We start from the raw sequence: 18,513 nt of genomic DNA, 5'->3' as shown, positions 1-18,513 counted from the left end.
CCGCCGTCCGACGCCGTACACCGCCCGGACGGTCGCCGCCGCCCACGCGCTCGGGTCGCGCTCGATCCGGTCTATTGCCGGCGCCTCCCCGCCGACGGCCCGCCGGACGCGGGACCGACGCGCCGGGTCGTCCGCGAGCGCGAGCAGCCGCGAGACGACCCGGCCCACGCGTCTGGCGACGACCGGCTCCGGCTCGCGGTCGACGAGCCGCTCCAAGAACAGCACCGACCACTCGTCGTGGACCGCGCGGTACTCCCCGTCGCCCGCCCGGACGAGGACCGTCCCCGCGAGGCGGTCGAGCGCCCGTCGGACCCCGTCGACGGTCGGCGACGGCTCGCCGTCGGTTCCGCCCCCGGTCGCCCCCTCGCGATCGTCGACGAGCGCGTACGCCAGCGTCCGGAGGTCGCTCGCGCCGGCGACGTTGAGGAGGTTCACCAGCACCGCGACGTCCGCGGTCGGCGGCGGGCGGTTCCTGACCTCGCGCACCGCCTCCGCGACCGCCCGCTCCAACCCCGACGCGGGCGCGGCGCCGCCCGCTTCATTCTCCGGCGACGCCTCGCCGGCGTTCTCGTCCGCCTCTTCCGACCGAACGGTCCCGCCTCGGACCGCGCGGACGAGGCGGTGGCCGAGCGCGAGCAGCTCTCCCACGCGCTCGTCGTCGTCGCCGCGCACGTCGTCAAGCAGCGAGCTCGGGTCGGCCGCCGGCGCAGTTCCGGTGCGGTCGGCGACGTGGCGGACGAACCGCTCCACCTCGCGCTCGTCGAGTCGGGGCATCCGAACGGTCTCGATCGCCCGCCGGTAGCGGAGGTCAGCGGGCGACAGCGGGAGCCCGTCGAGGTCGTCGTACGGCTCCTCGCGCGCGTCGAACAGGAACGACACGTCGCCGCAGTCGGCCAGTTGGCGGGCGACGGTGATCGCCTCCGCGGCCCCCGGGTCGACGGCGTCCTCGACGACGACGAGGTGGTGCCCGTCCCCCCCGGTGACGCGTTCGCGCAGGCGGTCCGTCGCGGTGAACGGGTCGCCCCCGTCGCTTGTCCGGTACGTCACCGGGCCGCGTCCCGACCGGTACCACTCGACCGCGACGCTCCGGCAGACGGTGCTCTTGCCGCTTCCCGGCGGCCCGACCAGGGCGTGGTCGGTCCCCCCAGCGAGCCCCTCGACGAGTGCCCCCGCGAGCTCGCGCCGCTCGCCGTCGCACGCGACGCTCCTCTCGAGGACGTGTCCCGCGTCGACCTCGGGGAACGACGCCGTGGCCCGCAGCGGGCCGCACGGGTTCGGATCGCCGGCGAGGCGGTCCTCGTCGACCGCGCGGAACCCCTGCGCCGAGAGCGATCCGGCCCCCTCGTCGTTCGGATACCCGCGCCCCAAGAGGCCGCCGTCGGACGAGCGGCGCGAGTCACGCGAGCCGTCGCCGCCGAGCCGGCCGCCTCCGGGCCGGTCGTCCTCGGACCGGCCGCCTCCGGTCCGCTTCCCCGCCGCGCGCCCGGTCGCCGCGAGCGCTTCGGTCGTGTCGCGGCCCCGCTCGATCAGCCCGCGCACCTCGGTCTCCGCCCACGCGACCGCCTCTGGCTCGGTCGACGCCGTCACGCCGTGGAGCGCGCCGTCGTCGAAGACGAGGAGCAGCGCGGTGTCGTCGGCCGCGACGACTCCCGCGTCGACGGCGTCGACGGCGGCGATCCGACAGTCGTCCCGGTTCGCGACGGTACCGAGGTCGTCCGCGAACCGCTCGGTCGCGTGGCGGTACGCCCGATCCGCCAGCGCCAGATCGACGGAGCCGCCGCCGACGGCCGCGCGCCGGAGCCGCTCCGCCACCCGCGGGTAGGGGAACGCGGGCAGCGCGGCGCCGACCGAGTCGGCGTCGGCGAGCGCGTCGTCGAGGGCCTCCAGCGGTCGGTACGGGTCCGGCGCTGCGGCCCGGTGCGTCTCGGCCTTCCGGAGGACCGCGGGGTCGACGCCGACGTCCGCGCCGAGGGGGTCGAGCACGTCGCCCGCGGCCGCGAGGTCGGCCGCGGCCGTCAGGAACTCGCGGTACTGTTCCGCGAGGAGGCGGCCCGAGAGCGTCGTCAGGTAGCCGTCGGTCTCGCCGGCGACGAGCCCGGCCGCCTCCAGCTCGTCTATCGCGCGGTTCACCGTCGACCGGGAGTGGCCGAGCGCGTCGACGAGCTCGTGCTTTCGCAGCGGCTCCGCGGCGAGCCGTTCGAGGAAGTCGAGGCGACGCTCGACGACGCCCGCGAGCTCCGACGGCTCGGTCATACGTCCCCCCGCACCGTCCCCACCGACATAACTGTTTCTTCGATGACGACTTGCCCCGCGCGGTGACACAGTGTTTCACGGGGTGAGAATAAGCCGGACACCGGCGCAGTGGTACCCATGAATGGGGATCGGACGAGCGGGAGCGACGGCCCGGGCGCGGAGACGCCCGACGGGACGGAACCGACCGACCCCGCCGAGGCGTCGAAGGACGGGAGCGACGGACCGGCGACGCATGGACGCGACGGTCCGAGCGCGACCGGCCCGGAGGAAGCGAGGGCGGCGGCCGGCGGACCCGACGCGGCGGCCTCGGACTCGTCGCGGCGCGCAGAGCGAACCGTCGCCGCGGCGCGGACGGCGGCGAACGAACTGGCCGCGTGGGACCCCGACGACGCCGCCGCCCTCGTGCGGTCCGTCGGCGAGCGCTTGGCGGACGGAGAGACGATCAGCCGGCTCGCGCGGTCGGCGGCCAACGAGACGGGGCGGGGGCACCCGGGGACGAAGGCGGAGAAGGTCGCGACCGAGATCGACGCCGCCCGGCGGTCGGTCCGAGACGCGCCGACCGCCGGCGTGGTCGACCGCGACGGCGCGGCGGGGACGGTGACGGTCGCCGGGCCGCTCGGCGTCGTCGGCGCGGCGGTCCCCGCCACGCACCCGGTCGTGGTCCCCGCGGTCCTCTCGCTGTACGGGCTCGCCGCGCGGAACGCGGTCGTCCTCGCGCCGTCGCCGTCGGCGGTCGAGACGTGCGACGCGGTCGTCGAGACCGTCAGTCGCGCGCTCGCCGACGCCGGCGCGCCGACGGACGCGGTCTCGATGCTCCCGGCGCCGCCCTCGAAGCCCGAGACGGACGCGCTGTTCGAGCGCGCCGACTTCGTCGTCGCTGCCGGCTCCGAGACCACCGTCGCCGCGGGACAGCGCTGTGGGACGCCGAACGTCGCCGCGAGCGCCGACGGCGTCGTCGCCGTCGCCGACGGGTCGGTCCCGGCCCCGGCCGTGGCGGCGCGGGTCGCGGTCGGCGCGACGTACGACTTCGGGGCTCACCCCGCGGGCGACGCCGCGGTCGTCACCGTGTCGCCGGCGGTCGACCCGCTGTGCGCCGCCCTCGAAGACGAGGGCGGGTACGTCCTCGACGCGGCCGAGCGCGACCGCCTCCGCGCGCTCCTCGGCGACTCGGAGGGCGACGAGAGCGAGGCACGCGCCGCAGGTTCGGACCCGCGCGGGAAGTCGCCGCGGCGGCTGGCGGCCGCGCTCGGCCTCCCGAACGCGGCGCGTCAGACCTCCTTCCTGATCGTGACGCCCGACAGCGCCGACGACCCGCTCGCGACGCTGCCCGGGATCCCAGCGATTGCGGTCCACGGCCGCGACGGGTTCGACGCCGCGCTCGGGCTCGCCGCCGACCTCGGGTCCCCTCACGCGGCGGCGGTCCACACCACTCAGCAGCGCCGCGCCCGCCGGGCCGCGGCGCGGCTCGCTCCCGGGCGCCTCGTCGTCAACCAGCCGGGGATCGCGGCGACGGGGGCGCGCTCGAACGGGTTCGAGGCGGCGCCCGTGCTGGGCGGCGGGGCCGCCGAGGGGAGCCAGCTGTGCGGCGGGCTCACGCCCGCCCGCCTCGCGCGGACGACGACCGTCGCGGCGACGAGCGTCGTCGACGGCGCGTCACACCGGAACGGCGCGGGCGACACGCTCCGCGGGCCCTGAAGCGGTCTCCGCACGGAGGATCTGAAGCGGTCTCCCCGCAGCCCGTGAAACGTTTCCCCGCGTGCTCCGCGGCCCCGTCAGAGCTCGATCTTGTCCACGATCGAGCCGTTGCCGTCCTGCCCGTCGCTGTGGGTGTTGATCGCAATCGTCTGGACCCGGTCTTCCAGCAGCGACCCCTCCATCTTCGCCTTCAGCAGCGAGTCGACCTGGTAGACGCCGGCGGCGTTGTTCATCCGGATCACGACCTGAACGGGGGTTTCGTCGCCCTGACGCAGCGAGACGCGCTCGATCGCCTGCGAGGAGACGGTGTTGATCCCGCGGCCGCCCTCCTCGTAGGGGACACGCGAGCGCCCGCGTTCCATGTCGAGGCCGTCGGCGATCCGGACGACGCCCGCCTCCAGCGTGAGCGGCTGTTCCTCGGTGTGGTGACAGAGGATCGCGTGGAGCACCTCCGCCTTCACGCGGACCCGATCGGCGACGCCGTAGAAGGAGGGGAGGAGGTCGTCCAGCAGGTCCGCCGCCAGCGGGATCGAGTAGTAGGGGTGGTCGTGGCGGTGGACGACGTGGCCGATGTCATGGAGGGTCGCCGCGAGCGCGACGATCACCGGCTCGTCGGCCTCGTCGAGCCCCTGCTGGCGCGCGCCGTTGAACTCGACGCCGCCTGACTTGAGCAGGTCGTACAGCCGGAGGGCGCGGTCGCGCACGATCTCGACGTGTTTGGCGCCGTGGTCGTTGTACCCCTTCCGGGCGACCGGGTTGACGTTCTGCGCCTCCAGGTAGGTGAGGACCTCTTCGTCGGATTCGAGCCGGTCGAGGACCTCGTTGAGCCGCCCGTCCGGGAACGCGTGCTCGGCGTCCGGGTCGTACTCGTGACGCGTAGCGTCGGTGTCGGCGTCTATCTCCTCGCGCGCTGCGGGCGCGTCCTCCGCGGTCGGGTCGTGGGCGTCGTCGCCGTCGGTGGGCTCTGGGCCGTCGTCGGTGGGGTCGCTCATGCCTCTCTCAGAGTGTCCCGGCCGGGATAAATGTGCGAGACGCGCGGCCCCGCGGTGACGCTCGGCCCCGTAACGACGACCGGATCGGCCGTGTCCCCCGCCTCGCACGCTCCCGGACGCGGCGGCCGCCGAGGCGGGAACCGCGGAGAGCGGGCGGGCAACCGGCCGCGGCGGCAGTTTCGGCGCGAGGCACAACGTATAAGCGCGCGACCGGTCCATGTACCGGTGTGACCCGATCCGCGTCCGCGTGCGGTCCGCAGTCGGCGTCAGCGACGCGGCTCTTCTCGAAAAAACGCGCGTGATCCGTCCGCCGGCGGGAGTGGCGACCCCGTCCCGGACGACCCCCGACCCGCGCGCACCGGCCCGCTTACCGATCCGGACCCACCGCAGCACCCCATGACAGACACGACCACCACGACACCCTACGCGACGCAGACGGACAGCCAGGCGACCGACGCGCCCTTCGAGGGCGTCTACCCGGCGATGACGACCCCGTTCACCGAGGACGACGCGGTCGACCACGACCAGCTCGCGGCGAACGCCCGGTACCTCGAACGCGCCGGCGTCGACGGCGTCGTCCCGGTCGGCTCGACGGGCGAGTCGGCGACGATGAGCCACGACGAACACGTCGCAGTGATCGAGACGGTCCGCGACGCGCTCGACGACATCCCCGTGATCGCGGGTACCGGCTCGAACAACACCGAGGAGGCGCTGTCGCTGTCGCGGCGCGCGGCCGACGCGGGCGCCGACGGCCTGCTGCTCATCTCGCCGTACTACAACATGCCCGAACCGCAGGGCTTCCTCGACCACTACCGGACCATCGCGGACGCGGTCGACCTCCCGCAGATCGTCTACAACGTCCCGAGCCGCACGGGCCGGTCGATCCCGGCCGATGTCACCGTCGAGCTGGCAGCACACCCGAACATCCGCGGCTACAAGGCGGCCTCCGGCGACCTCAACCTGATCAGCGAGGTGATCGAGCGGACCCGCGACGAGGCGTTCGCGGTGCTGTCGGGCGACGACGGGCTCACGCTCCCCGTCCTCTCGGTCGGCGGCACCGGGACGATCAGCGTGGTCGCCAACGTCGAACCCGAACGGACCTGCGCGATGGTCGGCGCCGCGCTCTCCGGCGACTTCGACCGCGCGCGGACGCTCCACCACGAGCTGTCGCCGCTCGTCCGCGAGCTGTTCGCCGAGACGAACCCGATCCCGGTGAAGGAGGCGATGTACCTCCGCGGACGCGGCGCCCCCCGCGTCCGCTCGCCCCTCTCGCGGCTCTCCGAGGGACGCCGCGAGGCGCTCCGAGACCTGCTGGCCGCGTACGACGAGCGCGCGCCGGGGACGATCGACCCGACGGCCGTCGCTCCCGTCGGGACCGGGGGCGCCGAATGAGCGCCGACCCCCTGTCGATCGCCGTGACGGGCGCCGGCGGTCGCATGGGCCGCGAGGTGATCGAGGCCGCTGCCGCCCGGGAGGGCGTCACGGTCGCGGTCGCCGTCAACCGGACCGAGACCGACCCGGTCGCGGGCGTCGCGGTCGGGGACGCCGACCGCCTCGACGACCTGCTCGCGAGCGAGGCCCCGGACGCCCTCGTCGACTTCACCGGCCCCGACTCGGCGGTCGCGTACGCCGCGGCCTGCGCCGACGCCGGCGTCCCCCTCGTCACCGGGACGACCGGGTTCGGGGACGCGCAGATCGACGACATCCGCGCCGCGAGCGAAGCTGTGCCCGTCCTCAAGACGTCGAACTTCGCGCGGGGCGTCGCGGCGCTCCGCCGGGCGGTCCGCGAGGCGGCCGCGGCGCTGCCGGGCTACGACGTCGAGCTGACCGAGACGCACCACAACGCGAAGCGCGACGCCCCTTCCGGCACCGCGAAGTCGATCCTCGACGACGTGGAGGGCGTTCGCGAGGACCTCGACGATCGCGTCCACGGCCGCGAGGGCGACGCGCCGCGCGAGTCCGGAGAGATCGGCGTCCACGCCCGCCGTGCTGGGGACGTGACCGGCGAACACGAGGTCCTGCTGGCCGGGAACCGCGAGACGCTCGAACTCACGCACCGCGCCGGCGACCGCGGGGTGTTCGCCGAGGGCGCGCTCGACGCCGCCGAGTGGCTCGCCGAGCGCGACCCGGGCTGGTACGGGTTCGGCGACGTGCTGGACGCCGGGGCCGCCGATGAATAACGACGAGACATACTTACTTCGACGAGTAAATACCGCTACTCATCCATACACCATCCAATGAGCCTCGAAGCCGACGTTTCCGATCTGTGGGACCGCTATCAGGACGGGCTGACCGCTGCGGACGCGACCGACGAGGACGCGGCCGTCGTCGACGAGTTCCTCGCCGCCCTGGAGGCCGGCGAGGTCCGCGCCGCAGAGAAGAGCGGCGACGACGTGACCTCGTGGGAGGCCAACGAGTGGGTCAAGCGGGGGATCCTGCTCAACTTCGGCCTGCGCGAGACGGAGCCCCGCGAGTACGGCGGCGTCACCTACCACGACGTGCTCCCGCTGCGCGACACCGCCGACCTCGCCGAGCGGGGCACGCGGAACACGCCGGACGGGACCGCTATCCGCCGCGGGGCGTACCTCGGCAGCGACTGTATCATGATGAGCCCCTCGTTCGTCAACATGGGGGCGTACGTCGGCGACGGCACGCTCGTCGACTCCTGTGACACCGTCGGCTCCTGCGCGCAGCTCGGCGAGAACGTCAAGCTCGGCGCCAACACTCTGATCGGTGGCGTCCTCGAGCCCGTCGAGGACGCGCCCGTAATCATCGAGGACGGTGTCTCCCTCGGTGCGGGCTGTCGGGTCACCTCGGGGTTCCGCGTCGGCGAGAACACGGTCGTCGGCGAGAACACCCTGCTGACCCCCCGAATCCCCGTCTACGACCTCGTCGAGGAGGAGGTCATCTACGGGCACCTCCCGGCCGAGCGACGGGCGTTCACCCGGATGGTGGAGTCGTCCGTCGGCGACCACGACCTGTTCGAGGGCGGGGCGTACAAGCCCGCGGTCGTGGCGACGCACGTCGAGGAGGAGACGCTGGAGGCAACGCAGCGGGAGGACGCGCTCCGCGAATGAGCGACGCCGAGGCGGCCGCGGGAGCGACCGACGAGGCGGACGGCGACAACCCCCCGGTCCGCCGCGTGAGCGACTGGGACGCCGGGCGCCTCCGCGGGCTCGCCGACGCCCACGGGACGCCCCTGTACGTCCAGGACCTCGACCGGGTCCGCGAGAACTGCGAGCGCCTGCTCGCGGCGTTCCCCGACGCGGACGTGCGGTACGCCGTCAAGGCGCACACGGGCCAGGCCGTCTTGGAGACCGTTCGCGACGCCGGCCTCGACGCCGAGTGCGCCTCGGCGGGCGAGGTCGACCGCGCGCTCGCGGCGGGCTTCGACGGCTCCCGGCTCCACTACACCGCGGTCAACCCCCCCGCTCGCGACCTCGACTACGTCGCCGGCGTCGCGGAGGCCGACCCGGACCTCACCGTCACGGTCGGCGCGGTCGACACCCTCGACCGACTCGCGGAGCGCGGGTACGACGGCCGGGTCTGCGTCCGCGTGAACCCCGGCGTCGGCGCGGGCCACCACGAGAAGGTCACCACCGGCGGGGCCGCGAAGTTCGGGGTCCCGTACGACCGCGCCGCAGAGGTGACGCGGGACGCGGCCGAGCGCTTCGACGCGGTCGGGGTCCACGCCCACGCGGGCTCCGGGATCGACCCGGACCAGCTCGACAGCCACCGCGAACTGGTCGCGCGCATGGGCGACCTGGCGCGCGAGCTGACCGACCCGGACGCCGAGGGGGCCGCTCCCCTCGACCTCGAGTACGTCGACGTCGGCGGCGGGTTCGGCGTCCCCTACGAGGAGGACGCCCCGGCGCTCGACCTGCCGGCCGTCGCCGACGCCACCCGGGAGGCGGTCGCGCCGCTCCCCGAGGGCGTCGACCTCGCGATAGAACCCGGGCGGTACGTCGTCGCCGACGCCGGCGTCCTCCTGGCGCGCGTGAATACGGTGAAGCCGACGCCGGACGAGACGGTCGTCGGCGTCGACGCGGGGATGACGGACCTGCTCCGTCCGGCGATGTACGACGCGTACCACCCGATCCGCAACTTGGGGAGCGGGCGGGGGCGCGAGGGCGGCGACGCGCCCCCCGTCGGAGAGCGGGAGGCAACCCCTGTCACGGTCGCCGGACCTATCTGTGAGACCGGCGATGCGTTCTGTGAGAACCGAGCGCTCGCCGAGCCGGTCCGCGGAGACCTCCTTGCGGTCGGCGTCGCGGGCGCCTACGGGTACGAGATGGCGAGCCAATACAACTCACGACCGCGGCCCGCGGAGGTCGCGCTCGACGACGGAACCGCGACGATCGCCCGCCGCAGGGAGACGCTCGGCGACCTGACGACGGTCGAACGCGAGATCCCGCGCGACCGAGCCGGCCGATCGGAGGGCGACCGATGAGCGCCCACGCCGTCCCGGTGGAGAAGTACCACGGCACCGGCAACGACTTCATCGTCGTCGACGCGGACGCCGAGGGCGTCGGCGACCGCGCGGCGTTCGCGCGCGCGCACTGCGACCGCGGGACGGGCGTCGAGGGAGACGGGGACCACCGCGGCGCCGACGGCGTCCTCTTCCTTAGCGTCGCTGAGCGGTTCGACCCGACCCGCGTCGTGATGACGCTGGTCCAGCCGGACGGCTCCACGGCGACGATGTGCGGCAACGGCGCCCGCGTCGTCGCGCGGTGGGCCAACGACCGAACGGGTGACCGCGAGTTCATGATCGACACGCAGGCCGGGACCCGGCGGGCGACCGTGAACGCGGACGCGACCGCGGCCACCATCGAGATGGGCGAGCCGGCGTTCGACCCGCGTCGCGTTCCGGCCGCCCGCGGGGGCGCCCTCGCGGACGAGCCCCTCGTCGACGAGCCGGTCGCGGGGCTGCCCGTCACCGCCGTCAACACCGGCGTGCCACACGCGGTCGCGTTCGTCGACGGCGGGCGCGACGACCCCGACGGCATCGACGCGGTCGACCTCGACGCGGTCGCGCCGCCGGTCCGTCACGCCGACGCCTTCCCCAAGGGCGCGAACGTGAACCTCGCGGCCGTCGTCGACGACGGGTCGGGCGACGGCCCCGCGGTGCTCGACCAGCGCACATTCGAGCGCGGCGTCGAGGGGGAGACGCGGTCCTGCGGCACCGGCGCGGTCGCGGTCGTCGCGGCCGCCCGCCGGCTCGGGCTGATCGAGGGCGAGACCGCGGTGAGCCGCCCCCCGGGCGGCGAGCTGGAGATCGCGGTTCCGGACCGCGGCCACGCCACCCTGACCGGTCCGGTCGCCCACGAGTTCTCGGGGACGCTCCCCGCCGACCCGCGATGAGCGACCGGAGCGACGCCACCCCGGGCCGCGACGACGAGTTCGACCCGGTCTCGTTCCTCGAAGACGCGGTCCCGATCGCCTCCCACGAGTCGGTCGAAGCGATGCGCGAGCTCGTCGTCGAGACGCTCGCGGCTCGCGCGACCGACCCCGTCGTCGACGCCGACGGCTGCGTCCTCGCGGAGAAGCGATCCCCGGCGCCCGATTCGGGCCCGCACCTCGTGTTGAACACGCACCTCGACACGGTGACGCCGCACGTCCCGTTCGAGCGGGGCGAGGCGAGCGCGGACGAGCGTGGCGGCCCCGAGGCGAACGCCGCGGCCGGCGAAGCGGTGATCCGCGGGCGCGGCGCCTGCGACGCGAAGGGACCGCTTGCGGCGCTGTTGGCGGGCTTCCTCGCCGCCGACCCCGAGCGGGGCCGGATCACGCTGGCGCTCACGCCCGACGAGGAGGCGCTGTCGCTCGGCGCGGCGGCGCTGACGGGCCGACTCCCGGGGACCGACGACCGACTCGACGGCGACCTGTTCCTCGTCGGCGAGCCGACCGGGCTCGACGCCTGTACCGCGGCCAAGGGCCGGTTTCAGGCGACCGTCGAGCTGTCCGGAACGGCTGCCCACGCCGCGGAGTTCGCGGGCGCGAACGCGGTCGCCGCCGCGGAGGACGCGCTCGCGGCGATCCGGACGTTCGACGCGGACGCAGCCGACCATCCGCAGCTCGGGTCGCCGAAGCTCACCCCGACCGTCATCGAGGGGGGTGCGGCGACGAACCAGGTGCCGGCGGACTGCGAGATCACGGTCGATCGGCGCAGCGTCCCGCCGGAGTCCGCCGAGGAGTTCCGTGAGTCGCTCGCGGCCGCGGTGCGGGCGTCGCTCGGCGACGGCGCTGGGGAGGACTCCGGCGACGTCGACACCGCGGTCGCGCTCACCGACCGCGAGTCGCCGTTCTTGGAGGCGTTCGCGACGGAACCAGACCACGAACTCGTCCGAACCGTCGCGGCCGCGGCACGGGACGCGGGCGACGCCGTCGGTCTCCCGAGCGGGCGCGGCGGGGGCGTGCGCCCGTTCGGCGCGGCGACGGAGGCGTCGTACTTCGCGCCGGCGCCGACGGTCGTGTTCGGTCCGGGGGATCTTGCCGACGAAAGCGGGGCCGTCGCGCACGCCGAGCGGGAGTACGTCCGAGTGCGCGAGGTGGAGGCGGCGGCGGCGACGGTCGAGCGCGCGCTGTCGACGCTGCTCGGGTAGCCCTTCGGGTGGCTCCTACAACAGGAACTTCTCCTCGTCCTCCGCGAGGTCGACGAAGTCGTCGGCGGCCTCGATCAGCTCGTCGGCGGCGGAGTTGCCGAACCCCATCGCCTCCACCCGGACCCCCTCGTGACGGAGGTGCGAGCAGAGCCGGGCGAAGTCGCCGTCGCCGGTACAGAGGACGACGGTGTCGACGTGGCTCGCGAGCGAGACGGCGTCGAGGCTCATCCCGAGGTCCCAGTCGGCCTTCTTCGAGCCGTCCGCGAACGTCTTGATCTCCTTGATCTTCGTCTCGAAGCCGATGTCGCGGAGCGCCTCGAAGAAGCTCTCCTCCTCGGGGGAGTCGGCGCGGATCACGTACGCGATAGCGCGGACCAGCGACCGGTCCGCGACGGCCCCGTCGAGGAGGCCGGAGTAGTCGATGTTCCGCGAGTAGAAGCTCTGTGCCGAGTGATACAGGTTCTGTGAGTCCGCCAGCACCGCGACGCGCTGGTCCGGGTGAATGTCGGTCATGGGTCTCCATTCACCCCCCGCCGTTAGGGGTTTTGGGATCGGCGCGACCGCCACCCGCGGTCGGTCCCGTCGCGCACGACTCCCCGTGCGGTCCCGGCGGACGGGACCGTTACGACCACCATAGTTTATACCGAGGCCTGAAGACCGTGGCCCATGGACGAGAAGCGGTTCGTCGTCGCCCTCTTCGGCCTCGCGGTCGCGATCGTCGCCGGTTACGTGGCTTATCGGTTCGTCGCCCCGCTCACCGTCGCCGTCTTCCTCTACTACTCGACGCGGCGCTTCTACCACCGGCTCGAACGCTTCCGGCTCCCGTCTCGGGTGCGCGCGGTCGTGTCGCTGTCGCTCATCGGCGTCCCGCTCATCGGCCTGGTGAGCTACACGCTGGTGTTGCTAATCCTGGAGGCGCGGCGGTTCATCGAACAGTACCCCGTGGCGGACACCATCGGCGCGGAGAACTCGGTGATCGGGGACCTCGCGGAGCTGTCGAACCCGACGGCCGACGAACTGCTCACCGCGTACCGCTCCGGGCAGTTCGACCCGCTCATCGACCTCGTCTCCGAGCAGGCGTCGCTCCTAGCGAACACGGTCTCCGGGGTCGCCCTGAACCTGCTCATCACCGTGGTCGTCACCTACTACCTGCTCATCGACGGCGACAAGTTCCACGACTGGCTGCTCAGCTTCGACGACGACGCGATCGTCCGCGAGTACCTCGAGACCGCCGACGCAGAACTGGAGGCGGTGCTGTACGGGAACCTCCTCAACGTGATCGCCATCGGGGTCATCGCGGTCGTCACCTACCTCGGGTACAACGCGGTCGCCCCCGCCGCGGTCGAGATCCCGTACCCGACGCTCGCGGGCGCGCTCACCGGCGTCGCCAGTCTGATCCCCGTGATCGGCATGAAGATCGTCTACATCCCGCTCGCGGCGGCGATGTCTGTCCCCGTCGCGCTCGACGGCGAGGTCTCGCTGCTCGTCTACGTTGCCGGGTTCCTCGCCGTCGCGGTCGTGGTCGTCGACACCGTCCCGGACATCGTCCTCCGACCGTACTTCAGCGGCGAGACGACGCACGTCGGGCTGCTCATGCTCGCGTACATCTTCGGCCCGGTCGTGTTCGGCTTCCACGGCCTGTTCCTCGCGCCGATCATCCTCGTGTTGGCGCTGACGTTCGCGGACACCGCGCTGTTGCGCCTGCTCGGCGTGGAGCCGGACCCGGGGTCCGAGGTCCCCGCCGGCCAGCGTCGGCTTGACGAATTCTGAGTCGTCGCGGGGCCCCGAATTCTGAGTCCTCGCGGGGCCCGGTGTGTCGAGCGCGCGGTCGTCGGACCACTCGGCCGTCTAACCCGTCGGCCGCGGCGAGCCGAAGTCATTTATCCCCGGTCGACGACCGGGGTACGTATGCGACTACACGTCATCGGCCTCGGCGGGGCCGGGGGGCGGATCGCCGACCGACTCGCCGCCGACCGCGGCGGCGATCCGTTCCTCGCGGGCGTTCACGCCTTCGACACGGACATCGACGCGCTCGGGGCGCTGGACGCCCTCGGCGAGGAGCGTCGGTACCGGTTCGGCGACGCCGCGGGCGGGGACGGGCTCGGCGGCGACCTCCACGCGGGCCGCCGGCTCGGCGACGCCCACGCGAGCGAACTCGGCAGGGCGCTGGACGACCAGCGGCCCTCCCTCGCGGAGGCGTTCCTGCTCGTCGTCGGCCTCGGCGGCGCGGCCGGCGCGGGCGCGGCCCCTGCGCTCGCCGAGGAGCTCTCCCGGCTCTACGACGCCCCCGTCTACGCCTTCGGGTTCCTCCCGACGCCGGGCGAGACGGAGGAACCGGACGACGGCGGTCCCGCGAGCGCGTCGGACGGCCCCGCGGGCGCGCCCACCGACGGGGCCGTTGCTGCGGGACCGGGCGGCGACCCGGCGCCGCCGACGCTCCATCGGCCGCTGGCCGAGCGGAACGCCGCGCGGACGCTCGACGCGCTCTCGGACCGCTGCGCGGCGGTCTTCCCCTTCGACAACGCGGCGTGGATCCGATCTAGAGAGACGCTCGGGGACGCCCGCGGGCGACTGAACGAGGTCGCCGCCGAACGGATCGCGGCGCTGTTCGGCGCCGGCGAGACGCCGGACGGAACGGAGACGCCACAGCAGGTGCTCGACGCGAGCGACATCGCGCGCGCCGTGGGGAGCGACGGCGAGATCGCGGCGATCGGCCACGCGACGCAGGCGGTGGACCCGCCCGACTCGGGGTCCCGATTTGGGCTCGGGCTGTTCGGCTCCGATGAGCCCGCCGAGGTGGACACGAGCGCCGCGGTGTCGGCGATCGAGACGGTCATCCGGAAGGCGACCCGCGGGAAGAACACGATCGAGGTCGCCGGCGGGCGCGCCGACCGGACCCTCCTCGTAGTCGGCGGCCCGCCCGCGTGGCTCAACCGAGAGGCGATCGCCGACGGGCGGCGCTGGCTCGCCGACGAGACCGGCTCGGACGCGATACTGAGCGGCGACGCACCGGTCGCCGACGGCGACGCCGTCTCGGCGGTCGTGATCCGCTCGGGGCTCGACGAGCCGGAGCGGATTCGAGCGATACGCGAGACGATCGAGTGACTGCGCCGCCGCTGATCGGCGGGGAAGCGTAGATAGACGACCGCGGACCGGACGCCGACCCGAACCGGTTAACCGAGTGGCGCGCCCAGTGAACCCGTGACGACGCAGGCAGACCTCGGAATCGACCTCGACGTGCGCGACGCCGCGGCCGTCGCGGAGCGCCGCGACGAGATAGTCGCCGCCGTGCGCGACCACGCGGGGCGGATCGCCTACCAGCTCGCGCGGCTCCAGGGTGGCGACTACGGGCGCGAAACGCTCTCGACGCCCGGCGGCGAGTGGACGGTGAAACACGAGGCTGGCGAGCTGGAGTTCCTCCTGTTCTCGCCGAAGTCGGGCTCGGACACGTACGTGATCTCGACGAAGCAGCCGCCGGAGCCGGCGGCGCTTTCGACCGCGCTCGACGACTACGCGGCGTTCGTTGCCGCGTGGAACGAGCACGTCGACTCGCTCTCGGGCGTTCTCGACGGCGTGAGCGCGGAGTTCCCCGAGCCGGCGACCACCGAGGGCGTGGTGGCCGAGCGCGACCGCGTCCTCGACGAGATCCGCGACACCTGCGCGGTGATCGCCGGGGAGATACACCGGTACGAGGGAGACGATTACGGGACGTTCACCGCGCGCGTCAAGGGCGACCGCTGGGAGCTGAAACACGACGAGGGGGCCGTCTCGTACCTCCGGATCGGGGGGTCCGGCGGGCTCTACCTCCTCTCGCAGTACGGCGCCCCCTCCGCGGCCGACGTCCGGGAGTACGCCGACCGGTTCCGCGGCTTCGTCGAGACGTACAACGAGTTCGTCGACGAACTCGAGAGCGACCTCGAACGGATCTCCGTCTGACTCGCCCTCCCAGCCCCTCGCTCGGCCTGTCGGTTCGTCCCGTCCGCCCCTCGTTCGGCTCGTCGGTCTGTCCCCTTCGGCCCCCGCTCAGCCTGTCGGTTCGTCCCGTCTGTCCTTCCGACGCACCGAGGCAGCTCTCTCGGCTTTGATCCGTATCTGTGTGTATTCGACGGGTCGATTGGCAATACTTATTCATCTCTGTTGGGTACCGACCCGCACATGTCGATCACTCTTCCGGGGCCGACGCTCGGCGTTGTCGGCGGCGGCCAGCTCGGCCGAATGCTGGCCGAGGCCGCCGCGCCGCTCGGCGTCGACCTCGTCGTGTTGGACCCGACGCCCGACTGTCCGGCGGCGCCCGTCGCGGCCGACCAGATCGTCGCGGACTTCGACGACGCGGACGCGATCGGCGAACTGGCGGCCCGCGTCGACGCCCTGACCTTCGAGATCGAGCTCGCGGACCCGGCGGTCCTCGCGGCCGCGAGCGAGGACCACGACGTGCCGGTCCACCCCGACCCGGCCACGCTGGAGACGATTCAGGATAAGCTGGTCCAGAAGGAGGCGCTCGCCGACGCGGGGATCCCGGTCCCCGAGTTCGTCGCGGTCGCCACCGCCGAGGGGCTCGAACGCGTCGTCGAGGAGTTCGGCGGCGTCATGCTGAAGGCCCGCGAGGGCGGCTACGACGGCCGCGGGAACGTCCCGGTCGAGACGCCCGACGAGGCGGCCGCCGCGCTCGACCAGATCGGCGGCGCGGCGATGGCCGAGGAGTTCCTCGACTTCGAGCGTGAGATCGCCGTGATGGGCCTGAAAGGCGCCGACGGCGAGACGCGGACGTACCCGGTCACCGAGACGGTCCACCGCGAGGAGATCCTCCGCGAGAGCGTCAGTCCCGCCCGCGCCGACGACGCGGTCGTCGCCGAGGCGGAGTCGGTCGCCCGCGACGTACTGGCGGTCCTCGACGGCCGGGGCGTCTACGGGATCGAACTGTTCGAGACCCGCGAGGGGGAGGTGTTGGTCAACGAGATCGCGCCGCGCCCGCACAACTCCGGGCACTGGACGATCGAGGGCGCGCGCACCTCGCAGTTCGAGAACCACGTCCGCGCCGTGCTGGGGTGGCCGCTCGGCCCGACCGACCTCGTCGCGCCCGCGGTCACGGCGAACGTCCTCGGTGACGCAGAGGCGACCGGACCGGCGACGCTCCGGAACGTCGAGTCCGTCCTCTCCGCGCCCGACGCCGACCTCCACTGGTACGGCAAAGACGACGTGTACCCGCTCCGGAAGATGGGGCATCTGACCGTGACAGGCGGAAGCGACGACGGGGCCGACCGCGACGCGCTGCTCTCACACGCGCGAGAACTCCGGGACGGACTGACGTTCCGCGACGCGTAGCTCGCCCCGATGTCTGACAACGCTCCCGGCGGTGTCGCGTCAGGCGCCCCTCGCGAGTCGCAGTCGATCCGGCTCCCGGAAGAGCGGATCGAGGCCCTTCGGGAGTGGGCGGAGGCGGGAACCGGCTTGACCGCCGCCGCCCGCGTCCGCGACCCCGACGGTCGGATTGCGCTCGTGAAGACCTCGTGGTCGGACGGGTGGGTCCTTCCGGGCGGCGCGGTCGAACCCGACGAGTCGCCCCCGACCGCGGCGGCGCGGGAGGTCCGCGAGGAGACGGGACTCGACGCGGCGATCGACGACCCGGTCGTCGTCTTCGAGCAGTCGTACGTCGGCGCCGAGAGCGGTGCGGTCGCGTTCGAGGCTGAGTACGTCGTCTACGCGGCCCGCGCCGCGGGGCGTATTCCCGACGCCGCCGGTCTCGGTGTCTCTCCCGACGAGATCCGCGCCGCACGGTGGTTCGAGGCGGTCCCAACCGCCCTCCACGACGGCGCCCTGCTCCGCCCGTACCTCTGAACGCCGTCCGGGAGACGGAGCACACCGGCGTCGCCGCATCCGGGAGTTCCTTGTAGCCCTCCGCCGAACGCCCGATCATGACCACGGTAGACGACCTGATCGAGCGGCTCGAATCGGAGGCTGCGGCGGACGCCGACCCGTCGACCACCCCCGACGTGGGGATCATCATGGGCTCCGACTCGGACCTCCCCGTCATGGAGGGCGCCTACGAGGCGCTCGAGGACCTCGGCTTCGCGGAGCAGACCGACTTCGGCGACGCGCCGGACGCGCGGTTCACCTACGAGAGCTACGTCGTCTCCGCGCACCGGACGCCGGAGCTGATGTACGCGTACGGGGAGACGGCGACGGCCCGCGGGCTGGACGTGATCGTCGCGGGCGCGGGCGGGAAGTCCGCGGACCTGCCGAACATGACCGCCTCGATCGCGTATCCGGTCCCCGTGATCGGCGTGCCGGTTCAAGAGAAGTCGGTCGACTCCGTGATCGGCATGCCGACCGGGGCCCCGATCGTCGCCGTCGACGCCGGGAAGTCGTACAACGCGGCGCTGTCGGCGGCGCAGGTGCTCGCGCGCGAACACGACGAGGTCGAAGAGCGACTGCTCGACCTCCACGACGGGCAGAAAGCGGGCGTCGCGGACGTTTCCGCCGACCTCCACGACCTCGGTATCGACGGGTTCCGCGACCGGTGAGGGGGCGTCCGTCCGCTCCGTGGCCGCCCACTCGCGTCTCCCTCGACCGCGACCGTACCGTGCCTCACGCCTCCCCAGCCTCGCTGTTCGCGCTCTCTGAGCGCTCACCGCCCCCTCGCGCGTGCTGCCTCGCGGGCCTCCGTCCCGCTCGTAGGCACGCGCCACCGCGACCGCGCGTCGGTTTATAAGATCGGATGCCTCGTCTCCCACCGAATCGCCGTCCCCCTCCCCACTCGCACGCGGGTTCACGATCGAGGGGCGATCGAGGACTCTCGGTCGCTTCAGCGTCGCTTCGACCGCGAACGGCCGGTACCGGCCCGCACACGCGGGGACGCACAAGACTCAACGCTTATGAGGGGGCGGTCCAAACCCCAGCACGTTACGGAGACCTATATGAGCGATTGGATAGCGATTGGCGCCTTGGCGGTCGTCGGCCTGCTCATCCCGATAGCG

At 73.3% G+C, this 18,513-nt stretch carries 16 protein-coding genes; 13 read left to right on the top strand and 3 right to left on the bottom strand.

From position 1 onward, the window contains the following. A partial coding sequence (locus B9G38_RS08075; protein ID WP_143415393.1) for a MarR family transcriptional regulator occupies nt 1-2,253 on the bottom strand: 2,253 nt, incomplete at its 3' end. 117 nt (nt 2,254-2,370) lie between these two features. Here B9G38_RS08075 and B9G38_RS08070 point away from each other — a divergent pair. Continuing rightward, the gene (locus B9G38_RS08070; protein WP_086220049.1) at nt 2,371-3,948 is read left to right on the top strand and encodes an aldehyde dehydrogenase family protein; all 1,578 of its coding nucleotides are present in this window, start codon (nt 2,371-2,373) and stop codon (nt 3,946-3,948) included. Between the two features lie 77 nt (nt 3,949-4,025). Here the strand turns inward: B9G38_RS08070 and B9G38_RS08065 are convergent, their stop codons facing one another. Further along, nucleotides 4,026-4,940 (bottom strand): HD domain-containing protein, encoded by a 915-nt coding sequence (locus B9G38_RS08065; protein ID WP_086220048.1) that lies wholly within the window; start codon nt 4,938-4,940, stop codon nt 4,026-4,028. 396 nt (nt 4,941-5,336) lie between these two features. Here B9G38_RS08065 and dapA point away from each other — a divergent pair, with 396 nt between their 5' ends. Genes dapA through B9G38_RS08035 form a run of 6 tightly spaced genes read left to right on the top strand, consistent with a single transcriptional unit; the run spans nt 5,337 to nt 11,539 of the window. Continuing rightward, nucleotides 5,337-6,332, top strand: coding sequence for a 4-hydroxy-tetrahydrodipicolinate synthase (gene dapA, locus B9G38_RS08060; protein ID WP_086220047.1), 996 nt, complete (start codon nt 5,337-5,339; stop codon nt 6,330-6,332). Next, nucleotides 6,329-7,120: a 4-hydroxy-tetrahydrodipicolinate reductase gene (gene dapB, locus B9G38_RS08055; protein ID WP_086220046.1), complete on the top strand. Its 792-nt coding sequence runs from the start codon at nt 6,329-6,331 to the stop codon at nt 7,118-7,120. The genes dapA and dapB overlap by 4 nt, the downstream gene beginning before the upstream one ends. Nucleotides 7,121-7,177: 57 nt before the next feature. Then, a complete protein-coding gene (locus B9G38_RS08050) occupies nt 7,178-8,017 on the top strand; it encodes a 2,3,4,5-tetrahydropyridine-2,6-dicarboxylate N-succinyltransferase (RefSeq protein WP_049931247.1) in 840 nt (279 codons plus the stop codon). Further along, entirely contained in the window at nt 8,014-9,390 is a 1,377-nt protein-coding gene (gene lysA, locus B9G38_RS08045) for a diaminopimelate decarboxylase (RefSeq protein ID WP_086220045.1), read from the top strand. Before B9G38_RS08050 ends, lysA begins: the two co-directional genes overlap by 4 nt. Next, nucleotides 9,387-10,301 carry a diaminopimelate epimerase gene (gene dapF / locus B9G38_RS08040; RefSeq protein WP_086220044.1) on the top strand — a complete coding sequence of 305 codons (915 nt, stop codon included), beginning with the start codon at nt 9,387-9,389 and terminating at the stop codon, nt 10,299-10,301. Before lysA ends, dapF begins: the two co-directional genes overlap by 4 nt. Beyond that, nucleotides 10,298-11,539, top strand: coding sequence for a M20/M25/M40 family metallo-hydrolase (locus B9G38_RS08035; protein ID WP_086220043.1), 1,242 nt, complete (start codon nt 10,298-10,300; stop codon nt 11,537-11,539). The genes dapF and B9G38_RS08035 overlap by 4 nt, the downstream gene beginning before the upstream one ends. Nucleotides 11,540-11,554: 15 nt before the next feature. Here the strand turns inward: B9G38_RS08035 and B9G38_RS08030 are convergent, their stop codons facing one another. Then, entirely contained in the window at nt 11,555-12,052 is a 498-nt protein-coding gene (locus B9G38_RS08030) for an NYN domain-containing protein (protein ID WP_049931242.1), read from the bottom strand. A 153-nt stretch (nt 12,053-12,205) separates the two neighbouring features. On the opposite strand from B9G38_RS08030, the gene B9G38_RS08025 reads away from it, so the two are divergent. From B9G38_RS08025 to purE, 6 genes are all read left to right on the top strand, one after another. Next, the gene (locus B9G38_RS08025) at nt 12,206-13,309 is read left to right on the top strand and encodes an AI-2E family transporter (protein WP_086220042.1); all 1,104 of its coding nucleotides are present in this window, start codon (nt 12,206-12,208) and stop codon (nt 13,307-13,309) included. 138 nt (nt 13,310-13,447) lie between these two features. Continuing rightward, a complete protein-coding gene (locus B9G38_RS08020) occupies nt 13,448-14,644 on the top strand; it encodes a cell division protein FtsZ (protein WP_086220041.1) in 1,197 nt (398 codons plus the stop codon). A 96-nt stretch (nt 14,645-14,740) separates the two neighbouring features. Then, the gene (locus B9G38_RS08015) at nt 14,741-15,475 is read left to right on the top strand and encodes a hypothetical protein (RefSeq protein ID WP_049931235.1); all 735 of its coding nucleotides are present in this window, start codon (nt 14,741-14,743) and stop codon (nt 15,473-15,475) included. Between the two features lie 219 nt (nt 15,476-15,694). Next, complete coding sequence (locus B9G38_RS08010; protein ID WP_086220040.1) at nt 15,695-16,861, top strand: 5-(carboxyamino)imidazole ribonucleotide synthase; 1,167 nt, start codon at nt 15,695-15,697, stop codon at nt 16,859-16,861. A 9-nt stretch (nt 16,862-16,870) separates the two neighbouring features. Beyond that, nucleotides 16,871-17,374 (top strand): NUDIX hydrolase, encoded by a 504-nt coding sequence (locus B9G38_RS08005; RefSeq protein WP_086220039.1) that lies wholly within the window; start codon nt 16,871-16,873, stop codon nt 17,372-17,374. Between the two features lie 77 nt (nt 17,375-17,451). Beyond that, complete coding sequence (purE, locus tag B9G38_RS08000; protein ID WP_086220038.1) at nt 17,452-18,060, top strand: 5-(carboxyamino)imidazole ribonucleotide mutase; 609 nt, start codon at nt 17,452-17,454, stop codon at nt 18,058-18,060. Nucleotides 18,061-18,513: the final 453 nt, after the last annotated feature.

The sequence above is a fragment of the Halorubrum sp. SD612 genome (assembly GCF_002135005.1).
Note: the sequence above shows the minus strand (reverse complement) of the source record. Positions and strands in the feature narration are given on the sequence as shown.